This window comes from Paenibacillus sp. BK033, assembly GCF_004345425.1.
In the GTDB taxonomy this organism is placed as follows: domain Bacteria; phylum Bacillota; class Bacilli; order Paenibacillales; family Paenibacillaceae; genus Pristimantibacillus.
Genome location: NZ_SLVP01000006.1, coordinates 89,715 through 114,750 on the forward strand (window position 1 = coordinate 89,715; position 25,036 = coordinate 114,750).

The 25,036-nt window shown below is 53.0% G+C and carries 23 protein-coding genes; 17 read left to right on the forward strand and 6 right to left on the reverse strand.

What is annotated here, in order from left to right; translation table 11 throughout:
• Nucleotides 1-111 precede the first annotated feature (111 nt).
• The gene (locus EV294_RS20015) at nt 112-993 is read left to right on the forward strand and encodes an AraC family transcriptional regulator (RefSeq protein WP_132309990.1); all 882 of its coding nucleotides are present in this window, start codon (nt 112-114) and stop codon (nt 991-993) included.
• A gap of 97 nt (nt 994-1,090) precedes the next feature.
• The gene (locus tag EV294_RS20020) at nt 1,091-2,701 is read left to right on the forward strand and encodes an ABC transporter substrate-binding protein (protein WP_132309992.1); all 1,611 of its coding nucleotides are present in this window, start codon (nt 1,091-1,093) and stop codon (nt 2,699-2,701) included.
• On the opposite strand, the gene EV294_RS20025 is transcribed toward EV294_RS20020, so the two are convergent.
• Complete coding sequence (locus EV294_RS20025; protein WP_132309993.1) at nt 2,698-3,474, reverse strand: exodeoxyribonuclease III; 777 nt, start codon at nt 3,472-3,474, stop codon at nt 2,698-2,700. The two genes, EV294_RS20020 and EV294_RS20025, sit on opposite strands and share 4 nt — an antisense overlap.
• Before the next feature lie 153 nt (nt 3,475-3,627).
• Here EV294_RS20025 and hisA point away from each other — a divergent pair, with 153 nt between their 5' ends.
• Nucleotides 3,628-4,386: a phosphoribosylformimino-5-aminoimidazole carboxamide ribotide isomerase gene (gene hisA, locus EV294_RS20030; RefSeq protein ID WP_132309995.1), complete on the forward strand. Its 759-nt coding sequence runs from the start codon at nt 3,628-3,630 to the stop codon at nt 4,384-4,386.
• Between the two features lie 176 nt (nt 4,387-4,562).
• On the opposite strand, the gene EV294_RS20035 is transcribed toward hisA, so the two are convergent.
• Nucleotides 4,563-5,441 (reverse strand): DMT family transporter, encoded by an 879-nt coding sequence (locus tag EV294_RS20035; RefSeq protein ID WP_132309996.1) that lies wholly within the window; start codon nt 5,439-5,441, stop codon nt 4,563-4,565.
• Nucleotides 5,442-5,775: 334 nt separating this feature from the next.
• On the opposite strand from EV294_RS20035, the gene EV294_RS20040 reads away from it, so the two are divergent.
• A complete protein-coding gene (locus tag EV294_RS20040) occupies nt 5,776-6,546 on the forward strand; it encodes an ABC transporter ATP-binding protein (protein WP_132309998.1) in 771 nt (256 codons plus the stop codon).
• Nucleotides 6,547-6,908: 362 nt separating this feature from the next.
• A complete protein-coding gene (locus EV294_RS20045) occupies nt 6,909-7,769 on the forward strand; it encodes an ABC transporter permease (protein ID WP_132309999.1) in 861 nt (286 codons plus the stop codon).
• Here EV294_RS20045 and EV294_RS20050 read toward each other — a convergent pair.
• The gene (locus EV294_RS20050) at nt 7,766-8,560 is read right to left on the reverse strand and encodes a 3'-5' exonuclease (protein ID WP_132310001.1); all 795 of its coding nucleotides are present in this window, start codon (nt 8,558-8,560) and stop codon (nt 7,766-7,768) included. The genes EV294_RS20045 and EV294_RS20050 overlap by 4 nt on opposite strands.
• A 113-nt stretch (nt 8,561-8,673) precedes the next feature.
• On the opposite strand from EV294_RS20050, the gene EV294_RS20055 reads away from it, so the two are divergent.
• The 4 genes from EV294_RS20055 (at nt 8,674) to EV294_RS20070 (ending at nt 11,879) form a co-directional block, all read left to right on the forward strand.
• Nucleotides 8,674-9,267 (forward strand): TetR/AcrR family transcriptional regulator, encoded by a 594-nt coding sequence (locus EV294_RS20055; RefSeq protein WP_132310002.1) that lies wholly within the window; start codon nt 8,674-8,676, stop codon nt 9,265-9,267.
• A gap of 253 nt (nt 9,268-9,520) precedes the next feature.
• Nucleotides 9,521-10,555 (forward strand): aliphatic sulfonate ABC transporter substrate-binding protein, encoded by a 1,035-nt coding sequence (locus tag EV294_RS20060; RefSeq protein WP_243711727.1) that lies wholly within the window; start codon nt 9,521-9,523, stop codon nt 10,553-10,555.
• Between the two features lie 29 nt (nt 10,556-10,584).
• Entirely contained in the window at nt 10,585-11,514 is a 930-nt protein-coding gene (locus tag EV294_RS20065; RefSeq protein WP_132310004.1) for a TauD/TfdA dioxygenase family protein, read from the forward strand.
• A gap of 56 nt (nt 11,515-11,570) precedes the next feature.
• Nucleotides 11,571-11,879 carry a Dabb family protein gene (locus tag EV294_RS20070; protein ID WP_132310005.1) on the forward strand — a complete coding sequence of 103 codons (309 nt, stop codon included), beginning with the start codon at nt 11,571-11,573 and terminating at the stop codon, nt 11,877-11,879.
• A gap of 82 nt (nt 11,880-11,961) precedes the next feature.
• Here the strand turns inward: EV294_RS20070 and EV294_RS20075 are convergent, their stop codons facing one another.
• Nucleotides 11,962-12,189: a DUF2642 domain-containing protein gene (locus EV294_RS20075; protein WP_162862767.1), complete on the reverse strand. Its 228-nt coding sequence runs from the start codon at nt 12,187-12,189 to the stop codon at nt 11,962-11,964.
• Between the two features lie 178 nt (nt 12,190-12,367).
• On the opposite strand from EV294_RS20075, the gene EV294_RS20080 reads away from it, so the two are divergent.
• From EV294_RS20080 to EV294_RS20100, 5 genes are all read left to right on the forward strand, one after another.
• Nucleotides 12,368-13,036, forward strand: coding sequence for a bifunctional 2-keto-4-hydroxyglutarate aldolase/2-keto-3-deoxy-6-phosphogluconate aldolase (locus EV294_RS20080; RefSeq protein ID WP_132310007.1), 669 nt, complete (start codon nt 12,368-12,370; stop codon nt 13,034-13,036).
• A gap of 183 nt (nt 13,037-13,219) precedes the next feature.
• Complete coding sequence (gene fumC, locus EV294_RS20085) at nt 13,220-14,605, forward strand: class II fumarate hydratase (protein WP_132310008.1); 1,386 nt, start codon at nt 13,220-13,222, stop codon at nt 14,603-14,605.
• Between the two features lie 532 nt (nt 14,606-15,137).
• The gene (locus EV294_RS20090; RefSeq protein ID WP_132310010.1) at nt 15,138-17,087 is read left to right on the forward strand and encodes an ABC-F family ATP-binding cassette domain-containing protein; all 1,950 of its coding nucleotides are present in this window, start codon (nt 15,138-15,140) and stop codon (nt 17,085-17,087) included.
• Nucleotides 17,088-17,145: 58 nt separating this feature from the next.
• On the forward strand, nt 17,146-17,775 hold the full coding sequence (locus EV294_RS20095; RefSeq protein ID WP_132310011.1) for a fumarylacetoacetate hydrolase family protein: 630 nt from the start codon (nt 17,146-17,148) through the stop codon (nt 17,773-17,775).
• A gap of 136 nt (nt 17,776-17,911) precedes the next feature.
• Nucleotides 17,912-19,429: an MDR family MFS transporter gene (locus tag EV294_RS20100; protein ID WP_132310013.1), complete on the forward strand. Its 1,518-nt coding sequence runs from the start codon at nt 17,912-17,914 to the stop codon at nt 19,427-19,429.
• A 78-nt stretch (nt 19,430-19,507) separates the two neighbouring features.
• Here the strand turns inward: EV294_RS20100 and EV294_RS20105 are convergent, their stop codons facing one another.
• Complete coding sequence (locus EV294_RS20105) at nt 19,508-19,942, reverse strand: Dps family protein (RefSeq protein WP_132310015.1); 435 nt, start codon at nt 19,940-19,942, stop codon at nt 19,508-19,510.
• A 57-nt stretch (nt 19,943-19,999) separates the two neighbouring features.
• Nucleotides 20,000-21,034 (reverse strand): LacI family DNA-binding transcriptional regulator, encoded by a 1,035-nt coding sequence (locus EV294_RS20110; protein WP_132310016.1) that lies wholly within the window; start codon nt 21,032-21,034, stop codon nt 20,000-20,002.
• A gap of 436 nt (nt 21,035-21,470) precedes the next feature.
• On the opposite strand from EV294_RS20110, the gene EV294_RS20115 reads away from it, so the two are divergent.
• From EV294_RS20115 to EV294_RS20125, 3 genes are all read left to right on the forward strand, one after another.
• Entirely contained in the window at nt 21,471-22,796 is a 1,326-nt protein-coding gene (locus EV294_RS20115) for a sugar ABC transporter substrate-binding protein (protein WP_132310018.1), read from the forward strand.
• An 83-nt stretch (nt 22,797-22,879) separates the two neighbouring features.
• Entirely contained in the window at nt 22,880-24,187 is a 1,308-nt protein-coding gene (locus EV294_RS20120) for a carbohydrate ABC transporter permease (protein WP_132310020.1), read from the forward strand.
• Entirely contained in the window at nt 24,184-25,032 is an 849-nt protein-coding gene (locus EV294_RS20125) for a sugar ABC transporter permease (RefSeq protein WP_132310021.1), read from the forward strand. Before EV294_RS20120 ends, EV294_RS20125 begins: the two co-directional genes overlap by 4 nt.
• Nucleotides 25,033-25,036: the final 4 nt, after the last annotated feature.

Consider the following 25,036-nt stretch of genomic DNA (forward strand, 5'->3'; position numbering starts at 1 on the left):
TGTTATAATATCTCTATATTATCAAGGGTCTTCAGGTTATCCCATATCCATAGCGGGATACTATTTACCCAAATCGATTAAGCTGATGGCGACACTGGAGAGGAGAAGGAAATGGAGCAAAAAGATCGTCAGAAAAAAGAGTATATGCTGCCCGACATGGACTCGACCTTTCGCGTGTTTGGGGCCCATTCCCGGACCGTGGAGCCGGATTGGAGTTATCCCCTGCATAAGCATCCGATGTTCGAAATCAATCTCGTGCTGACGGGTACCCAGCAGTTTAGCGTTGAACGGACAAGCTACACGCAGCAAGCAGGGGACCTGCTGTTATTCAGGCCAGGAGACCAACACGAAAGCCGGGTGTCGGGGGAAGGAGACATGACGTATTATTGTCTTCATTTTGACGTGGACGAGCCTTCGTTCCGAGAGCTGCTCAACAGGAGCCCGAGATGCTTCTACCCTGCGGACAGCGAGCTGGCGGTGGCTATAAGGCCTGCATTAAATAAGCTTATCGGATTAACGGTTTCGCAAGAAGCGGTGCTGCGAACGGAAGCCCGCATGCATGTCCTGTCTGCATTATTCGAGCTGTTCGCCGCCCTTAGCGGTACGTTGTCCAAGCTGAATCAGGACCCTCCCGGCCTTAGAAGCTCCGAGCTGGCCTCGCGAGTTGCCGTCATGCTGGAGGAGGCGCTGGACGGTACGGCTTCCCCCGGCCATATAAATGACAAGGATACGATCACCTCGATTGCCGCTGCGGTCGGGTATAGCACCTCGTCGGTTAACCGTTTGTTTACTAGGTCCTTTGGCGTATCCCCGAGGCAATATTTATCCACGATTATGCTGAGGAAGGCAAAGCTGATGCTGATGGATCCCGAGCTGTCCGTCGAAGAGATCTCCGCGAGACTCGGCTACAACAATATTGCCCATTTCAGCAGACAGTTCAAGCGCTGGACCGGAGAATCGCCAAGCCGATTCAGGGATAGATTCCACGATTAGACATATAGTGGTAAACTATAGGAAGAAGAATCCTTCGCGAAACGCATGCTTTCGGCAGTCGTTTACGCGTGGATTGTTGAAGAGGAGTGACGCTAGCTTGCATAACTTTAGTCGTATGCGCTCCCTGTTAGGACTGCTATTAGGCATGCTGTTTATCCTATCGGCATGCAGTAGCACGGAACTATCCATGAAGCCGATCTCCTCGTCCAAAACCGTTAATATCGGAGTAACGTACTCGCCAAATACTCTTAATCCCTTGTCGCCTGTTGGACAGGTCTCTTCTTATATTTCCGGTTTAATGTATTTGCCGCTTTTTGAACTCGATCAGGACTTGACCTTTAAGCCAATGCTGGCCGATTCCATTACAACAATGGACCATAGGTTATTTACGGTCAATCTGAATCCGTCCGCCGAATGGAGCGACGGGAGTCCTGTCACCGCGGACGATGTTGTTTTTACGCTGGAGCTGATGACAAGCAGGGAGATTGCATCAAGTTATGCGTATATGTTTGCCATCATAGAGGGGACGGATTCAACAGGCTTCAAGCTGGAAGGAAAGTCTGCATTGGCCGGCGTTCGAGCCGTGGACAAGCATACGTTGACGATTAAGACCAAAGAGCCAACAACGTTAACCATTGTGCAGGATACCATAGGGCGGAACTTGTTTACGCTGCCGAAAAAGGCGCTTGAAAGTGTGCAGGTTGATCAACTCAGAAACGGTGATTTCGTGCAAAAATCGGCTGTCGTCAGCGGTCCTTATCGGTTCGACAGCTATGAGCGGGATCAGCTTGTGCAGATGAAGGCAAACGCTGCTTATTTCAAGGGAGCCCCAAGAATCGGCCGGTTGAACTTTAAAATAGTGAAGGACGAGGCGCTTGCCGATCAGTTCGAAAGCGGGGATGTTGATCTCAATATCCCGTCGTTTGGGGTTATCCCTATTAACGACTACGGTAAAATCAAATCGCTCCCGAATGTGACGGCTGTTAACGGGCCATCCATTACGACCCAATTCATGTATATCAATGAACAAGAGCTGCCGGATGCCAGGCAAAGGCAAGCGATCTCTTACGCGATTAACCGGGAGAGGATCGTAAACGATTTGCTCCGGGGGGCGGGAGAGACGGTCGACGGCTTGTTCACCAGCTACAGTCCTTACCTTGACCCGTCGGTCAAACAGGCGGAATACGATCCGGACAAGGCAAAAAGCCTGCTCGCCGAGTCAGGCTGGGTGCCCGGTACGAAGCTGACGTTATCCGTCTTGTCCGGGGACAGCACGCTGGAGCAGGCAGCTCAAATGGCAGCCAATGATTTAAAGGATGTTGGAATAGACGCCGAGATTCAAGTGATTAATCTAGCCCCGCTTATCCATAAAATCGTCGAAAAGGACTACGATCTTGGCGTAATGACAGTCTCGATGTCGCTCGTTAATCCTCTGCCTGACGTAAGCTATTTCCTGCAGGAGGGGAATCCTAACGGATACCGAAATCCAGAAGTGGACAAGCTGCTTGCTGCGCTGAAATCAGAGACCCGGGAGGCGGATATGAAGCGGACTTACAGCAGGCTGCAGCAAATTATGGCGAAAGACGTACCGATGCTGTCCATTTACGCGACCCGTTCCCTGGGGGTTGTTAATCATGCCGTCACCGGCGTACATCCTTCCGACTACGGCATGTTTATTGATGTGCAGGATTGGGACATTAAGCGTTAAGCTTGATGTCCTTTTTCCATGTTGAGGGTCAGAACAACCGGGCAATGGTCGCTGCCGAGAATCTGAGAATCGATGCCGGCATCAACAATGGCCGGGGCAAGTCTTGCGGATGCTAGGAAATAGTCGATGCGCCAGCCGACATTCCGTTCTCTGATCTTCGGCATAAAAGACCACCAGGTGTACGCATCCGTCCGGTCCGGATACAGGTAGCGGAAGGAGTCGATAAATCCGGCGTCAAGCAGACGCGTCATTTTCTCCCGTTCCTCGTCCGTGAAGCCGGAGTTGCCGCGGTTCGACTTCGCATTTTTCAGATCGATTTCCTGATGAGCCACGTTTAAATCTCCGCATACGATCACAGGTTTACGTTCATCCAGCTTAGTGAGATAACCTCTAAACATGTCTTCCCAAGCCAGCCGGAATTCCAGCCTCGACAGGTCCCGTCTGGCGTTAGGCGTGTACACCGTTACGAGATAGAAGCTCTCGTACTCAAGCGTAATGACCCGCCCCTCGTTGTCCTCGTCTTCTTCGCCCAGGCCGTAGCTTACGGACAGAGGCTTATGCTTCGTGAAAATCGCGGTCCCGGAGTACCCCTTTTTCTCGGCGTAATGCCAGAATAAATGATAGGCTTCGCCAAGCTCCAGCCGGATCTGTCCTTCCTGAAGCTTTGTCTCCTGCAGGCAGAAGAAATCCGCATCCATCTCGTTAAAATAATCCAAAAATCCTTTATTTACACAGGCTCTAAGGCCGTTCACATTCCAGGAAACAAACTTCATCGCTCGCGAATCTCCTTCTCTATTAACTCTCGTACTCTAGTGTAACATACGCCCGTCTGCTCGAAGGCTTTAAAATTTTGCCTATGCGGCATACGCCGTGGCGGACAGTTCTGTTACAATAAAGGGACTTAAAGACGAGAAAGAGGAGATCGCATGAAGTTCAGACCGTGTATTGACCTGCATAGCGGGAAAGTGAAGCAAATTGTCGGAGAAACGCTGGATGCCAATCCAGGGCGCGTGGTTGAAAATTTTGTGTCCGAGCATGACTCGGCTTACTATGCTTCGATGTTCAAGCGGGATGCGCTGACCGGCGGTCACGTCATTATGCTGGGCGGCGGAAATGAAGAGGCGGCGTTATCCGCTTTGCGCGAATACCCGGGGGGCCTGCAGATCGGAGGGGGAATTACGGCGGATAATGCGGCCAAATACCTCGAAGCGGGCGCTTCGCACATCATTGTGACGTCGTATATTTTTCGTGACGGCGAGCTGAATATGGACAACCTGAAGCGGATTGTCTCCGAGGTTGGCAAGGACAAGCTTGTCATCGATTTGAGCTGCAAGCAAAAGGACGGCAGCTGGTATGTCGTGACGAACCAATGGCGGACCTTCAGCAGCTTCCAGGTGAACGAAGCGAATCTTCGCGAGCTGGAATCGTATTGCAGCGAGTTTCTCGTGCATGCGGTAGACGTGGAAGGGAAGCGGACAGGCATTCTGGAGAGCTTGGTGAAGCAGCTGGCGGATGGGGTGACCATCCCGACGACTTATGCCGGCGGCGCCCGCTCGCTGGAGGATCTGGAGCTGTTCCGCCGTTTGACGGACGGCAAGCTGGACATCACGATCGGCAGCGCGCTGGATATTTTCGGCGGCAATCTGTCCTACGATGAGGTCGTGGCTTACTGCTCGCATGGATAAGCGGTCGTTTTAATCGCTAAATAGAGGATAAGCGGAAAATGTATCTCCTGGAGAGCGTCAGCGCCTGCCTTTGTCTTCCCTTTGCAACCATATAAATTGTTCAGGCAAAGGGGAGACAACAGCAGCGGAAGGAGATACATTTTTTGCGTTCCGATTATGGCGGAATTAATCTGACCTTATTCTTTGCCGTGGCGCATAAACAGCCACACGCCGAAGAGGATCACGATGCCCGCGCCTAACTGCCAGCCTGTTAGAGCTTCCTTGAGCAGCGCCCAGGCCAGCAGCGAAGCGATGACCGGCTCGCCCAGCACGGACATGGAGACCGCCGTCGCGTTCATATACTTCAGCAGCCAGTTGAACAGATAATGGCCGAACAGCGTTGGCACAATCGCGAGCAGCAGGAAGATGCCCCACTCATGCGAGCTGTAGCCGGTAAACCGGTAGCCTTGAATAAGGTTATAGACGGCAAGCGTTGTCGCGGCAATGGCAAACACAAGGAAGTTGTAGGCGAAGGCGCTCGTATTGCTCCGGAGCTGCTTGCCGATCAGCATATGAAGCGCTACCGCAATCGTGCCGAGAATCGACAGGACGTCGCCGTACAACGCTTCCTTCGACAAGGCCAGATCGCTAGAGCCGATAATGACCGTGCCGATCATGGCAATTCCCATGCCCAGCAGCATCATTTTGTTTGCTTTTGTCTTGAAGATGAGATAAGAGCCCAGCATCACAAGCACCGGTTCAAGCGCCAGGAAGATCGTGGAGCTGGCCACCGTGGTATGCTTCAGCGACGACATCCAGAAGAGGAAATGCAAGGCAAGCATAACGCCCGAAGCGAACAGCAGCAATAGCTGGCGAACCGTATGATAGAGCAGCTCCTGCTTATATCTCCATGCCAGCGGCAGCATAATCAGGACGGTCAGGTAGAGACGGTACATGCCGATGACCGAAGGCTCGGCACTGGACCATTTGATGAAGATGGACGAGAACGAGATGGCGATGATGCCGACGACGTAGAGGAGCTCGTAGGCGGAGAATGACTTGGATGCGCGATTCATGAATGATACTTCTCCCATGCAATAAATTCGTATAAAACCCCAACATGTAATACTACTACAGGCGGACAACCGGGGCAATTTGTAACTGTTGGTTATGGGCTTTAAAAAACGATTGACAGTCTTTTCCCAACCCGCTATGATCTTATCATCAGATACGGATTGACGAAAATGTCAGTCTGTAGCACGGAGATCGAATCGACTGGACCAACCAGAGATTCAATGGAGATGTCTGCATGGACTTCCATTGGATCTTTTTTTACGCCTTAATCCCAACTATTCCAATGCGTTAAAGTAAGTTTAAGAAGAAAACAATCAAACAGAGGAGGTGCCGGCTATGTCGACGGCATTATTGGAGATTGTAGACGTAAGCAAAACGTTCCGTAATTCTAACGAGGCGGTTCCCGTGCTGGACCGGTTGAAGCTGACCGTCAATCAAGGGGAAATTGTATCGATCATAGGACCAAGCGGCTGCGGGAAAAGCACGCTGCTTAAGATTGTAGCGGGACTGGATGTCGATATCGAAGGTCGCGTGTTGCTTGAAGGGGAGCAAGTGAAAAAGCCTTCCCAGGAGAAAGGGTTTATTTTTCAGGAGCATCGCTTATTCCCTTGGTTGACGGTTGAACGCAACATCGCGGCCGATCTGTCTCTTCGCAATCCGGAGACCCGCAAGAAGGTGGATCAGCTAATTAAGCTGGTCAAATTGGAAGGCTTCGAAAAAGCATACCCGAAGCAGCTGTCCGGTGGCATGTCGCAGCGGGTCGCTATTGCAAGAGCATTGCTCCGCAATCCGAAGGTGCTGCTTCTCGATGAACCGTTTGGCGCGCTGGATGCGTTCACCCGCAGCCATATGCAGGAGGCGCTGCTCGATATTTGGCGCGAAAACCGCACAACGATGCTGTTCGTCACCCACGATATCGACGAAGCGGTCTTTCTGTCGCACCGGGTCATCGTGCTGGATCCTCGTCCCGGCCGAATCAAGACGATCGTCCCGATCGATCTTCCGTTCCCCCGCAAAAGAACGGGATCTGCTTTCCAGGATCTCCGCACTCTAATCCTCCGGGCTCTCGATCACGAGGAGCCGGATAAAGAAACGTATACCATTTAGCTCCGCCCGAATGTATCGGCCTGTTGTGACTCTTGTTTAAGCGTCCAGCGGAGATTGTTTCGGCGGAATGTGACTTTGCGTGTTTGTATCGGCCAGCGTAGGTTGTTTGGTTGAATGTGGCATTGTGGTTTAGCGGCTAGCGTAGGTTGTTTGGTCGAGTGTGACTATTGCGCGTTTGTTTCAGCCTATAAAAAATTCAAATCAAGAAACAAACCGCAAGGAACAATCGACCGAACAACCGAAGCCTCAGCGCCGAACAAGCCGCAAAGGAACAATCGACCGAACAACCGAAGCCTTAGCGCCGAACAAACCGCAAGGAACGCTTGCCCTAAACAACCGGAGCACAGAAAGGAAGATCAACCATGTCCAATCCTGCAACTGAAGCATTACAAGGAGCAACGCCGTCCCCGGCGGCTTCCAAGCCGATCGCGGCTGTTCGCGCCGCGAGGAAGAAAGGGGACTTCAAGGGAAGAAAGCTGCTGATGGGCAGCCTGCTGCCGCTTGTTATTCTTGGAGGCTGGCAATACGTCAGCGGCACGGGAATCGTAGACGCCATGCTGTTCCCGGCGCCATCCTCCATTATTAAAGAGTTTTACGAAATGATCGTCTCCGGCGAGTTGTTCCGCCATCTGGAGATCAGCGTGCTCCGGGCGCTGCTTGGCTTTCTGCTTGGCGGCAGTCTCGGGCTGCTCTGCGGCCTTGCGGTAGGCATGTTCAGCAAGGTAGAGGAGATCGTGGATCCTACCGTTCAAATGATCCGAACCGTACCGCTCCTTGCGATCACGCCGCTGTTTATTTTGTGGTTCGGGTTTGGGGAGACTTCGAAAATCCTGTTAATCGCGCTGGGAGCGTTTTTCCCGCTGTATGTAAATACGTTTCTTGGCGTACGGAACGTGGATTCCAAGCTGTTTGACGTGGCGAGGGTATTGGAATTCAAGCAGGTGAACCAGATGATCCGCCTTGTCCTTCCGGCGGCTATGCCGAACGTGCTGCTCGGACTTCGGCTTTCGATCAGTATTGCGTGGCTGGTGCTTGTCGTGGCGGAACTGATGGGTGCCGACCGGGGCATCGGCTACTTGATTCAAGATGCCCGGTCGTTTATGCGCACCGAGGTGGTGTTTATCGGCATTATTCTGTTTGCTGCCGTCGGCAAGCTGACGGACTCGCTGGTACGGATACTGGAGCGGCGCCTGCTCAAATGGCGCGACAGCTATAAGGGTTAGCTGCCGGCAGGGCTTTGCTGCGGCGGAGCCTGCCGCGGCGGAAGCTTGGCGGCCTCCGCTTCGAAATACTCCTTCAGCTCGGCTTCCTTGCGAGGATCCGTCAGGGCAACCTTGCCCTCCAAGTGCTTGCTGACCAGCAGCTCCCATGTAGGGGCTGCCTTTTGAGTACGCATGGCGCGCACGGCGTTTTTAACCATGCGGCGTTCCTTCGCATTCGTGTACAGGTCTTTGTATTTCTGCTTGTAAGCTTCGAGATCCAAGTGTTCGAAGATGGCGCGGAACACGTCGGCCGTCATGATCGCATCGTCCAGCGCCCGGTGGGCATTTCCTCCGGAGACCAGGTTAAGATCGGTCAATGCGGCTTCAACGCTAACGTCGTTTGTGATATTTTTATAGCGGAGATAGCCCTTCAGCAGGTCGAAATAATCGATGGAGAGCCAGAAGGCGTCATCCAGCTTATGCATCCGGGTATCGTAGACGATCCGTTTCAGGTCTTCGCCGCCCCAAGTAAAGAGCATAAAGGGCTCTCCGCGGTCCAGCCACTTCATGAACTCGCCGATCACGCGCGGAAATTTCGGTGCTATATCAATCTCTTCCTGCGGAATGCCCGTCTTTTTCTTAATAAAGGAATTCAGCTTGGAGAAGTAGACCGGCTTGATCAAGGAAGAAAAAATATCGGTCTGCTGCAAATCGGCATTCAGCCGCACGGCGCCAATCTCAATGACTTCCATGGGGAGGTCGCTTGCGAATTTGCGTCCGTTAAATTCAATGTCCAGAATAATATAATCCATTTATTAACCCCCGATAAATTGCTCATGCCTATCCATTCTAACAGAAATGCGAAGGAAACAGGAATGAGCGTGTGAGAACCTCTTGAGAGGATCATGGCGAAGGAGCAGATATTATGGCCAGGAACGTCATCAAAGACCAGCAGCAAAGGGAACTGCGCCGCAATCAGATATTGTCGGCAGCGGCTTCCGTCTTTACCGTGCGCGGCGTAGCCGTAGCGAAAATATCCGATATCGCGACCGAAGCGGGATTAAGCTACGGCCATGTTTATAATTTTTTCGAATCGAAGGAGAAGATTCTATTGGCACTCGTACAGTCCTCGCAGGAGAGGTATACCGAGCTGCTGCTCGAAGCGCGCGGCGGCGGCGGAACCGCACCCGAGAAGCTTAGGTGGCTCATCGAACAATATCTGCAGAAGGGCAGGACGTCCACGCATTTCTGGGTCGTGCTCCAGGCGCAGGCGACCGAGGTGCTAAGTCCGGAGGAGAAAGCGGAGATCAATGAGAAGGCCCAGGCTAACCGCGATCTGCTCGCTGATATTATACGCGACGGGCAGACGGAAGGCACAATCGTGGATGGGGATGCGGTTGAGCTGGCAACGCTGCTGTTATCGCTGTTTCAGAGCACGTCGATATGGGGTTACCGCGGCTTCGGCGAGCCTTCCGGTCATGCCGTCGATATCATGCTGCGGCTTGTTTTAAGAAAGTAAACCAAACGGATTGGAATAATCGGAAAAAAGTGGTTGACAGCAAAAAAGTCAGCTGTTATGATCAAAATCACCAAATGACAAATTGATCAATTTATCAGTTTGTCGAGCGCAGAGAATGAAGAGTCGACTGGTCTACCGGAGATTCGATTTCTTAACCTTTACCTAATCACAGGGGAAGGTTAAGAATCGAATCTTTTTTATTCTCTAAATCCGATTAAACAAATAAGTTAAGTTTCATTAAGGGAGATGAAGCATGATGAAGAGAAACAAGTTTCGGGCTTTAACGCTGACGGCTTTATCGGTGATAGCGCTGGTTACGGTGCTGGCCGGCTGCGGCGGCAAGGCGTCGAAGGATTCAACCGCATCGGCGGCTTCGGCTAACGGAGGCACGGCTGAACGGCCGCATGTGACGGTCAACGTAGCTATCAACGGAGGATTGTCGCCGCTGCTTCTGGCCAAGGAAAAGGGGTGGCTTGTGGAGGAGTTCAATACGCTTAACGCCGACGTCAGCTGGAGTGAATTCCAGAGCGGGCCTCCGCTGCTTGAGTCGCTAGCTTCCAAACGCGTCGATCTCTCCTTCCTGGGGGATGGCGCAACGATTTCCGGTTTATCGGCAAACCTGCCTTTCGAGGTCATCGCTCTTCTAAGCGACGGCAAGCTGTCCAACTCGATTATTACGCCGAAGGATAAAGGGATCACGAAGGTCGAGGATCTGAAGGGCAAGTCGATTGCGGTTGCCAAAGGCACAACGGCGCATGTGTTCCTGCTCAAAGTGCTGGAGAAATACGGATTGAGCGACAAGGACGTCAATCTGATTGCGCTGCAGCCGGAGGATGCGCTGCCGGCCTTCGAGACCGGCAAGGTGGATGCTTGGGTAACATGGGATCCTTACACGACGAAGGAGACCGCATCGGGCAAAGCGACGGTTATCGCGGGATCCAACGAAGGCATTGCCGCACCGGTATCGGCTATCGCGAGAACGGATTTTGCCAAGAGCAATCCGGAGCTTGTCACGGCGTTCCTGAAAGTTTACAAGCAGGCGATTGATTGGCAGAACGCCCATAACGACGAGGCGGTGCAGATCTATGCGGATCTGAAAAAGATTGATGCGGGCGTGGTAAAAGCGCTGCTTGCCAGCTCCGCGCCTAGTCTTCGCGCTTATTCGCAAGAAGAGCTGGACGCCCAGCAGAAGTCGGCAGAGCTCCTGCTCAGCAACGGCTTCATTAAGAATAAGATTAGCTTCCAGGAGCATGTCGACTCGAGTTTTCTTGAGAAGCTGTCCCAATAAATCATTTATTTAAAAAGGAGCGATTAACCATGACTCAATTAACCGTAGACACATCCCGTCAATTCGATCTTTTTGCGAAACGCACGATTCAAGGCGGCCCGCGTTACCTGCAGCGTTTGGCCGACGGCTTGGAAGACCGTCCTTATACGTTGTTTACGCTGAAGCCGCTAGGTCCGGTCATCGGTGCCGAGATTGAAGGAGTAGATCTCAGAGAGCAAGTATCGCCGGAGGTTAAGGCAGAGCTTCACCGCGCGCTGCTGGAATGGAAGGTTCTTTTCTTCCGCAATCAGGACATTACGAGCGAGCAGCAGCTGAATTTTGCGAAACAATGGGGAGAGCTTGAGAATCATCCGTTCCTGCCAAAGGGCGCAGCGGCCGAGATTACCCGTTTCGAGAAGGATGCGAACATGAAAGGGCAGGAGAACAACTGGCATACCGATGTAAGCTGGCGCTTGGAGCCGTCCCTCGGCGCCGTTCTGCGGTTGTCCGAGGTGCCTCCTCAAGGCGGAGACACGCTGTGGGCGGACATGGGGGCTGCTTACGATAACCTTCCTGAAGCCGTGAAGGAGCGGATTGACGGTTTAACCGCTATTCATGATTTTACGCCGACCTTTGGCCGAAACATGCCGCCGGAGCTGCTTGCGCAGAAGCAGGCTGAATTCCCCGCGGCGGAGCATCCGGTAGTCCGTACGCATCCGGAGACGGGACGCAAGACGTTGTTTGTAAATCCGATTTTCACGACGCGTATTGTTGGCCTGGCTGAGGAAGAAGGGGAGAAGCTGCTTCAGTACCTGTTCCGTCAGGCGGAAATTCCGGAATACCAAGTGCGCTTCCATTGGGAGAAAAATTCGATCGCGCTGTGGGATAACCGTTCGACCCAGCATTACGCCTCCTCCGATTATTATCCAAACCGCCGCGTAGCGGAACGAATTTCCATTCTTGGCGACCGCCCTTATTAATTATATACTTAGGGCAGGCTTGGCCTATCATAGCGTTATAAAAGGAGAGGAAGCACTTGCCCAGCGCAACATGGATTCAGCATTCCGTTATTTTTACCTTGAAGCATGAAGAAGGCTCGGAGCAGGAACGTCAGTTTCTCGAGGACGGCAAAGCGATTCTCAGCTCCATTCCCGTGGTTCGGCAGTTCCGGGTTTTCCGTCAAGTAAGCCCGAAGAATGACTATAAGTTCGGGTTCTCGATGGAGTTCGCCGATCAGGCGGCTTACGAGTCTTATAATGCGCATCCGCTGCATACTGCCTTCGTAGCGGAGCGTTGGGAGAAGGAAGTAGAAGCGTTCCTCGAAATCGATTATTCGGAAGCTTAAAGAAATATAGACAATGGGAGGGTGTTCCTTTGGGGCCGGTTATGGCTGCCGGGAACACCCTCTTTTCGCTTGCGCAAAGCGATTAATAGGCCGGTTCGAAGGTAAATGAGGCAATATTCATGACAAGCACGTATTTGGTCTGGTTCGTATCCGTGGTCAAGGTGAGGTAAGCAGGGTCGAAAGCCGTCAGAATGCCTTGTACATCGCCGGCTGCGGTCGATACGGTCATTAACTGGCCCTTGTGGCGGGTCATCAGGGAGAAGAGGGTGGAGCCCGGCGTAATAAGATGGGAAGCGGATGGCGTTGTCATTGGATTCATTCCTTTCTTGGTAGGTCTGACTCGTATATTATAAGTATCCGCTTACAAGCAAAAACGGAACCAGTTTTTTTGCAGGGTTGTCCGAATGTGAAACATAGGCCTATAATGGAGCGGGAATGTTCAATCTTTTTGCGTTTATTTCACTTATGACTATGGGAGGTCATTTTTCATGAAGAAGCTGAAAGTACTTGGGCAATTAACGGAGGCGGGTGTCGTTGCGGTTCTGCGCGCGGATTCTCCGGAGGAAGTAGCCGAAATGGCGCGCCGTGCCATTAAAGGCGGCATTAAAGCGATTGAAATTACGATGACGGTACCGTTCGCGCTACGCGCGATTGAACAGCTGTCGAAGGAGTATTCCAGCACGGCTTCGCCGGATGCGGACAACTTCGCGATTATCGGCGTAGGCACCGTGCTTGATCCGGAAACGGCGCGCGCGGCGATTATGGCCGGAGCGGAATTTGTGGTAGCGCCTGCTTTTAACCCGGATACGATTAAGCTTTGCAACCGTTACGCGATTCCGGTTATGCCGGGCACGATGACGGTTCATGAAATTCAAAGCGCGCTTGAGATGGGGGTTGACGTAGTCAAGCTGTTCCCTGGCAACCTGTTCTCGCCAAGCATTATCCCGTCGATTAAAGGTCCGCTGCCGCAAGCGAACATTATGCCGACTGGCGGCGTATCGCTCTCCAACCTGAAGGATTGGATCAAGGCTGGAGCCGTTGCGGTAGGTATCGGTTCCGACCTGACGAAGGATGCCGTGGCAACGGGCGACTTCTCGCTGATCGAGCAAAAAGCAAGCGCCTATATGGAAGCCTATCGCGCCGCGAAAGGGCTGTAAGTGATTGAAACGTCCCGGAGATGGAGAGCTTTGCTTCTTCCTCTTGGGGCGTTTTTGCTTGCTGGGCCTGAAATTATGCCGTCCCGGCATGGATATGAGGCGGTAATCGTATTGAAATGACCGGGTGCTTTTGTATAAAGTAGTACTATGTGCATGTAAACATGAAGGAGGCCGTTAAAGAGCATGGAATACCGGATTGAGAAAGACACAATGGGCGAGATTAAAGTTGCTGCGGACAGAATGTGGGGGGCTCAAACCCAACGCAGCTTGGAAAACTTCAAAATCAGCGGCGAAAAAATGCCGCTTCAAGTCGTATATGCGATGGCGATCATCAAGAAAGCGGCTGCGAACGCAAACCTGAAGCTGGGCAAGCTCGACGCGGAGAAAGCCGGCGTAATCGGCGAAGCGGTTGACGAGATTCTGGCCGGCAAATGGGACGAGCATTTCCCGCTTGTCGTATGGCAGACAGGCAGCGGCACGCAAACGAACATGAACGTGAACGAGGTTGTTGCTCACCGTGCGAACCAATTGCTTGCCGAACGCGGCAGCGAAGCCCGCATCCACCCGAACGATGACGTTAACCGTTCCCAAAGCTCGAACGATACGTTCCCGGCAGCTCTTCACATCGCGGGCGTAATCGACGTGGAAGACAAGCTGATCCCGGCAATCGACGTGCTGGCCGGCACGTTTGTCGAGAAGATGGAGAAGTTCGATAACATCGTCAAAATCGGCAGAACGCATTTGCAGGATGCTACTCCAATCACGCTTGGCCAAGAAATCAGCGGCTGGCATGCCATGCTCGAGAAAACACGCGCGATGCTGATCCAAAGCATTGATCAAATGCGCGAGCTGGCGCTTGGCGGTACGGCGGTTGGCACGGGCCTGAACGCTCATCCGGACTTCGCGGTGAAGGTAGCGGAAGAAGTAACGGCTCTGACGGGCAAAACGTTTATCACGGCTCCTAACAAATTCCACTCGCTGACAAGCCATGACCAAATCGTGTACGCGCACGGCGCGGTTAAAGCGCTCGCTGCGGATCTGATGAAAATCGCGAACGACGTTCGCTGGCTGGCAAGCGGTCCTCGCTGCGGCATCGGCGAGATCACGATTCCGGAGAACGAGCCGGGCAGTTCCATTATGCCGGGCAAAGTAAACCCTACGCAAAGCGAAGCGCTGACCATGGCCGCTTGCCAAGTGTTCGGCAACGACGCAACGATCGGCTTCGCGGCAAGCCAAGGCAACTTCGAGCTTAACGTGTTCAAGCCGGTTATTATCTACAACTTCCTGCAATCCGTTGCTCTGATGGCGGACGGAATGATCTCGTTCAACGACAACTGCGCGGTTGGCATCGAGCCAAACGAAGCGGTCATCAAGCGCAACCTGGAGCAATCGCTCATGCTGGTTACGGCGCTGAACCCGTACATCGGCTACGAGAACGCGGCGGCAATCGCGAAAAACGCGCACAAAAAAGGACTGACGCTGAAGGAATCCGCGATCGCAAGCGGCCTCCTCACTTCGGAGCAGTTCGACGAATACGTGAAGCCGGAAGCGATGGTCGGCAAGCGTTAATATTAGATAGGGCAGGCTCCGGGGTTCCCGGAGCCTGTTTTTTGTATGCATGCCTTCCGGGGAGGCGCACCGCGCGGCTGGCGGATCTGCGCCGAAAAGTGAGGGTTAATAAGGTCCCTAAGGGGCCTTAACGGTGTTCGGCGGCGTGTGAATTGTTCTCTTAAGGCCCTTAAAGGGCCTTAGGGTTGGCCAAGGCAGCAAGAAACCGGCTTTGGTTGCAGTCAACGGGCTAAGCTTAACGATGTGGGACATCGTTAAAGTGACTATTTAGTGGAAGGTCAGCGGACTTAGCGATGTGCGACATCGTTAAGGGAAGAGAAAAGTCGGGGAAATGAGCAAAATGGGCGGTTTTGACTGGGCTTAACGATACGCGACATCTATAAGCTGTTTGCGTGAGGCGTGAGGCAGGGCTGCTGAGGTTTCCTGCTGGATGGGTCCGGGTGCCAGCGGACGGCGGAATATGGTATGATACGGATGGCAGATGCCGCAAGCGGCGGCTGCACATTTTGGGTGTAAAGTAGGGTAACTTATTATGCATTTATTATCGGTTGAACATATAACGAAAAGCTATGGCGAGAAAATGCTCTTCGAGGACGTGACCTTTGGCGTCGAAGAGGGCGACAAAATCGGCATTATCGGCGTCAACGGAACGGGCAAGTCGACGTTCCTGAAGGTTATCGCCGGAATAGAACCTGCCGATTCCGGCAGTATCTCGATCGGCAACCGCGTCGTTGTGCGGATGCTGGCGCAGGACCCGACGTTTGCGCCGGGCGAGACGGCGCTCGAGCATGTGCTTGGCGGCGATTCGCCGCAGCTGCGCGCCGTGCGCGAATATGCGGCTTCGCTTGAAGCGCTTGAGCTGAAGCCAAGCGACGAGTCGCTGCAGGAGCGCCTGATCAAGGCTAACCAGAAGATGGACGAGCTGGACGCCTGGACGCTGGAAAGCGAAGCGAAGACGGCGCTTGGCCGGCTGGGGATCCAGAACTTCAACGATAAGGTAGAGACGTTCTCCGGCGGTCAGAGAAAGCGCGTGGCGATGGCGGCGGCGCTGCTGCAGCCTTCGGATATCCTTATTCTGGACGAGCCTACCAACCATATCGATAACGAATCCGTTGCTTGGCTGGAAAGCATGCTGCAAAAGCGCAGAGGCGCGCTGCTCATGATTACCCATGACCGCTATTTCCTGGATCGGGTAAGCAACCGCGTGATCGAGCTGGATAAAGGGCGGGCATTCTTCTATGAAGCGAACTACAGCCGTTTCCTTGAGCTGAAGGTAGAACGCGAGGAGCGGGAAGCGGCTTCGGAGGACAAGCGGCAGAATCTGCTGAGAAGCGAGCTCGCTTGGATCCGGCGCGGAGCGAAAGCCAGATCGACCAAGCAGAAGGCTCGGATCGACCGGTTCGAAGCGCTTAAGGCGCAAGCGCCGAAGCAAGCAGGCGGCAAAATGGACGTATCGGTAGCATCCACGCGCCTCGGCAAAAAAATCGTGGAGATGGAGTCGGTCAGCAAACGGTTTGGCGACCGCACGCTTATTCGCGATTTCAGCTATATCGCCGTGCCGGAAGACCGAGTCGGCATTGTTGGCCGAAACGGCGAAGGCAAATCTACGTTGCTGAAGCTCATCGCGGACAAGCTGCAGCCGGATGAAGGCAAGATCGAGCTTGGCATGACGGTTAAGCTGGGATGGTTCTCGCAGGAGCATGAAGAGATGGACGAATCGCTTCGCGTCATCGAATATATCCGCGAAGGAGCGGAACAGGTGAAAACGGCAGACGGCACTACGATCTCCGCCGGCCAGATGCTGGAGCGGTTTCTTTTCCCGCCTGCGATGCAATGGTCGATTATCGGCAAGCTGTCCGGCGGCGAGAAGCGCCGTCTGCAGCTGCTGCGCGTCCTGATGAACGCGCCTAACGTGCTGCTGCTCGACGAGCCTACCAATGATCTCGATATCGCGACGCTGTCGGTGCTCGAGGATTACCTCGACGATTTCCCGGGCGTTGTGTTTGTGGTATCCCATGACCGTTACTTCCTTGACCGGACCGTAGATAAAATCTTTGCCTTTGAAGGCAATGGCGTGATTACGCAGCATGTCGGCAACTACACCGAATACCAGGAGTATGTGGAGAAGTTCGGCGTCTCTACGGAAATGGCGGGCAGCGTAAAGCCGGCACAGGCGGCAGCTAAGCCTGCAGCAGAACCTTCTGCGGCAGCCGCGGACAGCGGAAGCAAGCCATCCGGCGAACGTTTGCGCATGTCGTACAAGGACCAGAAGGATTTCGAGCAGATTGACGGCTGGATCGCCAAGGCGGAGGAGCAGCTGGCGGCCGTGACGGAAAAAATGAACAACGCGGGCAGCGACTCAGCGCTATTGCAGCAATTAGTGGAAGAGCAGCAGCAGCTGGAGTCCAAGCTGGAAGAGCTGATGGACCGTTGGGCGGAGCTTAACGAGCTGGCCGAGAAGATCGAGGCGCAGAAGAAATAAGTTTATGCATACGAAGCAAGAATGGCTTCGCAATTCTTTTCTAGGAGGATCCCCATTCATGGCAAACGAAATTCGCAACATCTACTGCATCGGCCGGAACTACCGGCTGCATGCGCTTGAGCTTGGCAACGAAGTGCCGGAGGAGCCGCTTGTCTTTACGAAGCCTTCTCATGCGGTAGCGCCGATGAACGGCAACGTCGTCGAAATTCCGGGTGGGCGCGGGGAAGTGCATTTCGAGCTGGAGCTTGTGCTTCGCATTGCGCGTCCGCTTGAGCCGGGCATGTCGCCGGACGAGATTATTGACGGATTGGCGCTTGGACTCGACCTGACGCTCCGCGATGTGCAAAGCAAGCTCAAGGCCAAAGGCCAGCCTTGGCTGGATGCCAAAGGCTTCAAAGCTTCCGCGCCGCTTGGCGAATGGATGGCTTATCCGGGCGAGGAAGGGCTGAAAGCATTCGATTTTGCCCTGATGCGCAACGGGGAGCAAGCGCAGCTTGGCAATTCGAAGGATATGCTGTTTAGCATCTCCGAGCTGGTGCGCCATATCGATTCGCGTTACGGCCTTGGCGAAGGCGACATTATCTTCACCGGCACGCCTGCCGGCGTAGCCGCTTTGCATGACGGCGACGTGCTTGAAGCGCTGTGGAACGGCGAAAAAGCAGCCAGCTGTACGGTGAAGCTGGTTTAGCGTCCCATAAACCGAACTAGACTGTCGAGATCAAGATGATCGACAGTCTTTTTTTTTATTCTGCTTCGGTTTAAATTCCGTTTAAATTCGGCGGGTATGATGATTCCAGATCAACGAAGTAGAGAGGTGCTTAACGGTGACTGTGAATAAAAACAATAAAACGCTCATCCTGATCGGCTTGCTGCTTGGCCTTATATTTGCCGAGATGGATGAGACCGTCGTTTCAACGGCGATGCCAACGATTATCCGCGAGCTGCACGGGTTATCGCTGTACGGCTGGGTAGCCGGCGTGTATATGCTGGCAATGACGATTGCTATGCCGATATTGGGCAGACTTGCCGATGTATTTGGCCGGAAAAAAATATACATGAGCTGTATGGCCTTGTTCTGTCTCGGTTCCATCGTATGCGGCTCCGCCGACTCCATGGCCCAGCTGCTTATCGGCAGAGGCATTCAAGGCATCGGCGCCGGCGGATTAATGCCTATCGCGCTTGTTATTATCGGTGAATCCTTCCCGCTGGAGCAGCGCGCGAAGGTGCAAAGCCTCATTGGTCCATTGATGATTCTGCCGCAGCTAATCGGACCAACCATCGGCGGTTATTTTGTCGGAAATCTCAATTGGCATTGGCTGTTCCTGATCAATATTCCCGTAGCGGTTATCGCGGTTGCCTTCTTGTTCAAAGGACTGCATGAGTCCAAAGGGGAAGAAAAGCATGCCATCGACTGGGCAGGGGCGGGAACGCTTGTCGCCGCGCTGCTGTCCTTCCTGATTGCGCCCGTATTGATCGATAATCAGGGATTAAGCTGGTCGTCTCCGATCATCATCGGCCTGCTGGTTTTATCTGCCGCTCTGATCGCCCTGTTTATTCGGATTGAGTCGAGAGCGAAGGAGCCGATCATTCCGCTTCATCTGTTCCGCAACCGGAATGTCGTTGTCTTATCCCTTCTTGTCTTTACGTTAATGCTTGGGCTAATGGGCGGAATCGCAACCTTCCCGTTCTTTGCGCAAAATGTGATGGGACTTACGCCAACCGAAGCGGGTTATCTGATGTTCGCCTTTATGGCGGGAGCCATCCCGTCCAGTATCGTAAACGGATTTTTAATTACCCGTGTCGCTTATCGCAACCTGTTTATTACCTGCTTCCTCCTGCCGCTTGTGGGAATATTCATGCTCACGCAGCTGGCCGTAAGCACAGCTCCGCTGTTTGTTATCATTGCCTTCTTTGTCATGGGACTAGGCATCGGAGCGTTGTTTGGCGGAGATAACCTGATCGTGCAGGAGTCCGTAGAGAAAAGGCATAGCGGCGTAGCGCTAGGCACGGTACAGCTGTTCCAGTCGCTTGGCGCTACGGTTGGTCTCAGCGTATTCGGCAGTGTTCTCGCCAAGAGTATTAAAGACGGCGTAAACAGCTTGTCGAGCGGAATGGATCCGGGGACGGTCGATTCGATCAAGACGGGCGGGATTCCGGCCGGATTGCCATCTGATCTCGTGCTGAAGATCCAAACGGTATTTGCCCATTCCTTCGACCATATCTTCGCTATCGCGCTTGGATTCGCGGCGGTCTCCTTTGTCATCACCTGGTTCTTGAAGAAGGAAGTGCTCACGAAACATGAGGAGTCAGAAGAGGAGGCAGCTGGACAAACGGTTGCTTGAAACTTTCCGGCATCCTAACAAATACCCCCGCCGAGGCCGGTAGCCTGAAGCGGGGGTGTTTGGTCTTAGGGCGGGAAATCACGCGTTAAACGCGGTCAGCATCCAGACATGCTTCTCGAGGGTGGTGTGGATGGCAAGCAGCATATCGGCGGTGGTTTCGTCGCCTGCGTCTTGCGCGATATCCATGCCTTCCTTCAACTCGCTGATGATAATAGAGAAGTCGTTAATCAGCGCTTCGACCATCTGGTGGGCCGATTCGCTGCCGGAGGCTTCCTTGATGCTGGCGATTCGCAGGTATTCCGCCATCGTCGCAACCGGTGCGCCTTTTAACGCCAGCAGCCGTTCGGCAAGCTCATCGACGTGAAGAGCCGCCTCCTCGTAGAACTCCTGGAATTTGACATGCAGGGTGAAAAACTGAGTGCCTTTGACATACCAATGAAAGTTGTGCAATTTGATGTACAGGACGCTCCAGTTGGCGATTTGTTTATTGAGAACGTCATTTGTTTGTGTCATAGGGTTTCACATTCCTTTCCTAGGCAGTAGTGTGCGTCAAGGAAAGGTTTTGCATACTTAAAAACCGCGGCTGGCGGCAAGGCGGACGGACGATTCGCGAACGATCAGCCGGTGCGGGATAATGACATTCGCCTGATGGATCGGCTCGCCCTGGATCTGGCGGATCAGCAGCTGCGAGGCTGTATAGCCAAGCTGGTACGTGCCGATATCTACCGAGCTGATCGGCGGCGTGGCAAGCTCCGACAATGCAATATTGTTAAAGCTGACAAGGCTGATGTCATCGGGCACTTTATAGCCGATTTCCGTTAAGCCGCGAAGCACGCCAAACGCCACCACATCGTCAATGACCACAAGCCCTGTCGGGCGTTCCGGCAGCCCCATGATAAACGACATCGCGCGGAAGCCGCTTTCCTGCAGGAATTCGCCTTCCACAATCCACTCCGACTGCATGGGCAGTCCTGCTTCGCGCATCGCTTTTTTATAGCCTTCCATCCGGTCGTTCGAGACGGTCAGATTGGTTGGTCCGCTCACAAAGCCGATTCGGGCATGGCCTTGCTTGATCAGATGCTGGGTAGCGTCATATGCAGCTTGTACGTTATCGTTGTTGACCGTCATCACCCGGCTGTAATCTTCGCCGGCGCGGCCGATCAGAATGCTCGGGAACTCCTGCTCGTTCAAATACCGGATAAGCGGATCGTTCACCCTTGCGGACAGCAGGATGACCCCGTCTACGCGTCTGCCGAACACAAGCCGGGAGATCGTCTCGGTCTCGTCATGCGCGCTTGTTGCCGTCGTAAGCAGCATATCATAGCCCGCTCTGGTGGAGTGGGTCAATATTCCTCTTAACAGTTCTCCGAAAAAGAAGTCCTGGAACAGCTCTTCCGCCGGGCGGGGGAGCATGATGGCTAACGTCTTGGTTGTCTTCGAGACCAGGCTTTTTGCCATGACGTTCGGGTGATAGCCCATTTCCTCCATGATCTTTTTAACTTTCGCGGACGTTTCCTTGCTGATTCGAGGATGATTGGATACCACCCGCGACACGGTCGAAGGGGAAACTCCTGCGGCTTTCGCAATATCTTTTATGGTTACCATCGTTATCGTGATCCCCTTACTCTTATGCAATCGTTTGAACTCTATGCATCCATGTTACTTGAATGGTTCTTTAAAGTAAACGGGCAAGTCAGGACTTGGCCATGCAATAAGTGAGATATTGGGTAAAAGCAAGAAAACCGAAGAAAACGGGAGATAACCATAAAATTACTTGCACAGATCATCTGTGCAAACGTTTTAACAAACGCAATAGGCTGTTGTATGATGAATCCGTGGATATAACGCTTTCATGATGAGTTTTGGCGTTAAAAGGGCCAAAAACAGACGAAAACGACAGATGCCCTTTCTTTTCTATTGCCATTTGCACAAACGTTTGCACAAATCGACGAATAGCAGCATTCCTGCTGCAGGCATGGAAAGCGGGTAAGATCGGGCGCGGCTATCCCAAGTCATACAATACGGAAGGGGATCATTAAGGATGAAAAAATGGTTTGTAACGACGATGATTACGGCATTGTTCATCGTGTCGGCTTGCGGAGGCGGCGGCAGCAATAACAACGGCAATTCCGCGGCAACAAACGCTCCTGCGGCAACGGAAGAAGCTTCGGCTAACGCAGGCAATGGAGGCGCAAGCGAGGAGCCGGCAGACGAAGCAATCGTGCCGGAAGAAGGCGCAACGCTTACCGTATGGGATTCGAAGAACGAACGCGGCTTCGTGGAAGAAATGGCGAAGGAATTTACGGCGCAATACAATATTCCGGTCAAAATCGAAGAGGTAGAGTCGCCGGACCAAGTGAAAAAGCTGACAACCGACGGTCCTGCAGGCATCGGTGCCGACATCGTAACGTTCCCGCATGACAACCTTGGCCAAGCGGTAGCGGCCGGACTTATCCTTCCTAACGATTTCTTCGAAGAAGAGACCAAAACAGCAAACGCCGAAGCTGCGGTTAATGCGGTAACTTCGGGCGGTATCCTGTACGGTTACCCGCGTTCGGTCGAAACGTACGCTTTGTTCTACAACAAAGACCTGGTACAGACGCCTCCGGCATCGTTTGACGACATCGTTACCTTCTCCAAAACATTCAATGACCCTGCAAAAAATAAATACGCTCTCATGTGGGAAATGGGCAACTTCTACTTCAACTACATCTTCTTCGCATCAACCGGCGGTTATGTGTTTGGCGAGAACGGCACAAACGCTGCCGATATCGGCCTGAACAACGACGGAGCGGTTGAAGGCCTGAAGTACTTCCAGTCCTTGAAGCAAATTCTGCCGATCAAGTCCGGCGACGCTTCCGCGGACATTATCCAAGGCAAATTCGCGGACAAATCGCTGGCGATGACGATTACGGGTCCTTGGAAAGTCGGCGACTTCAAGAACCTGGGCATTAACTTTGGCGTAGCGCCAATCCCGACCGTTAACGGTAAACCGGCTGTTTCGTTCTCCGGCGTTAAAGCTTGGTACGTGAACTCGTTTACGAAATATCCGAATGCTTCCCGTCTGTTTGCTAACTTTATTTCTTCCAAAGCAGGCCAGCTGAAAGATTACTCGCTGACCGGCGCGATTCCGGCGAACAAAGAAGCAATGGAAGATCCAACGTTCAAAGCCGATGAGATCTCGAGTGGCTTTGCTGCTCAATTCGTAAACTCGCAGGCGATGCCTTCCATTCCGGAAATGGGCAAGGTATGGGATCCGATCGGCGCGGCTCTGGCTGATATCTGGAACGAGAACAAAGATCCGAAGGCGTCTCTCGACAATGCGGTGAAGCAAATCCAAGATGCGGCTAAAGGTACGACAAAATAACGAAATAGCGAAATAAGAGACAGATGGCTCGCCCGCCGAAAGCATGTTTCGGCGGGCGTAAGCTATGGAAGGAGTACACGGGTATGAATGGTCGTCGCAGTGCTATTTTGTCCGCCGTATCTATGGGGCTTGGCCAACTGTACAACCGGCAATACATGAAGGGAATATTGCTGCTCCTGACGGAGGCAGCGGCGCTTGTTTATTTTATCCCTCGCCTTGTGCATGATCTGTGGGGGATTTGGACGCTTGGCGATACGCCATCCAAGATGGTGAAGGTAGGCAAGGTTTATCAGACGGTCAAAGGGGATCATTCGGTCTTCTTGATGATTAACGGACTAATTACGGTTTTGGTATTGGCGCTTTTTATCACCATTTACATTATGAATATCCGCGATGCGTACCGTACGGGGGCGAAAAGAGAGCAAGGCATTCGGGCCGCGACCTTCCGGGAGTCCATCGGCTATGTGTGGGACCGCAAATTCCCTCATTTGCTGCTCACCATTCCGGGCCTCGGCGTATTGTTCCTGACGATTATGCCGATTGTTTTCATGATTTTGCTTTCCTTCACGAACTACTCATTGCCTCAACATATTCCGCCGGCGAAGCTGGTCGATTGGGTTGGCTTCAATACTTTTAAGGACCTTCTAACGCTGAAATCCTGGAGCAGAACGTTTTTTGGCGTCTTTACGTGGACGATTATTTGGGCCGTGCTTGCGACCGCAACCTGCTATTTCGGCGGCCTGCTTGTCGCTCTGCTTATCGAACAGAAGGATGTGAAGTTTAAAAAGCTGTGGCGGACGCTATTCATCCTGCCTTACGCGATTCCGCAGCTGATCTCGCTGCTTGTGATGCGCAACCTGTTTAACGGACAGTTCGGACCGATCAACCAGTACCTGTCGTATTTCGGCTTTGGCAAGCTGCCTTGGCTGACGGATCCGACTTGGGCGAAGGCGACCGCTATTCTCGTTAATATGTGGGTGGGCATTCCGGTGTCGATGGTACTCATTCTAGGCGTGCTGACCGCCATTCCGAAGGATCTCTACGAAGCGGCGGATGTGGACGGAGCTTCCGGCTATCAGAAGTTCCGCATCGTAACGCTGCCGTTTGTCCTGTTCGCGACGGCGCCGATTCTGATCACGCAGTTTGCGGGCAACATCAACAACTTCAACCTGATTTTCCTGCTGACGAACGGCGAACCGCTGAACGGCAATTATCAATATGCGGGCAGCACTGACCTGCTTGTAACGTGGCTGTATAAACTGACGCTGAACAACAGCCAATTCAATATGGCTTCGGCGATTGGCATTATTATTTTCATCATTATCGCAACGTTCTCGATCATTAACTACCGTCGCACGAAGTCGTTCAAAGAGGAGGATATGATCCAATGAAGGCTGGTCAATCGAGAAGCCGTTATATTCGGCTGACGCTCAGCTACGTGGTGCTGACCGTCCTTGCGGTTTGTTGTCTTTATCCAGCTCTTTGGGTGCTGCTGTCCTCTTTCCGGCCGGGCACCTCGCTGTACAGCGATTCGTTTATTCCGAAGACGTTTACGCTGTCGCATTATACGGAGCTGTTCCATTCGAAGGTATTCCTGTATGGCAGATGGTATCTGAATACGCTCAAAATTGCTTTCCTGTCCATGGTCTTCTCGACGATTCTATCGACGATGAGCATGTACGCGTTGTCGCGCTTCCGGTTCAAGGGGCGGAAAACCCTGCTGACGACCCTGCTTGTCCTTGGCATGTTCCCTGGCTTTATGAGCTTGGTGCCGGTCTACATTTTCCTGCTTCAGCTTAATCTGCTCGATACCCATACGGCGATTATCATCGTGTATTCCGCGGGCTCGGTATTGATGAACGGGTTTGTGATCAAAGGGTTTTTCGATACGATTCCGCGCAGCCTTGACGAGTCCGCGCGGATTGACGGCGCGAACCATCTGCAGATTTTCTACCGGATCATGCTGCCGCTTGCGCGTCCGATTCTGATTTATGTCGCGCTGACGACGTTCGCGGGAGCTTGGGTCGACTTTATTTTCGCCCGGCTGGTGCTTCGCTCGAAAGAGAATTGGACGCTTGCCGTCGGCATGTGGGATCTGGTCAGCTCGTATCAGAACTCGAACTTTACGATGTTTGCCGCCGGGGCCGTGCTTATTGCGGTTCCGATCACGCTGCTCTTCGTCTTCCTGCAGAAGTTCCTTGTTCAAGGGCTTACGGCAGGCGCTTCGAAAGGATAAAGGG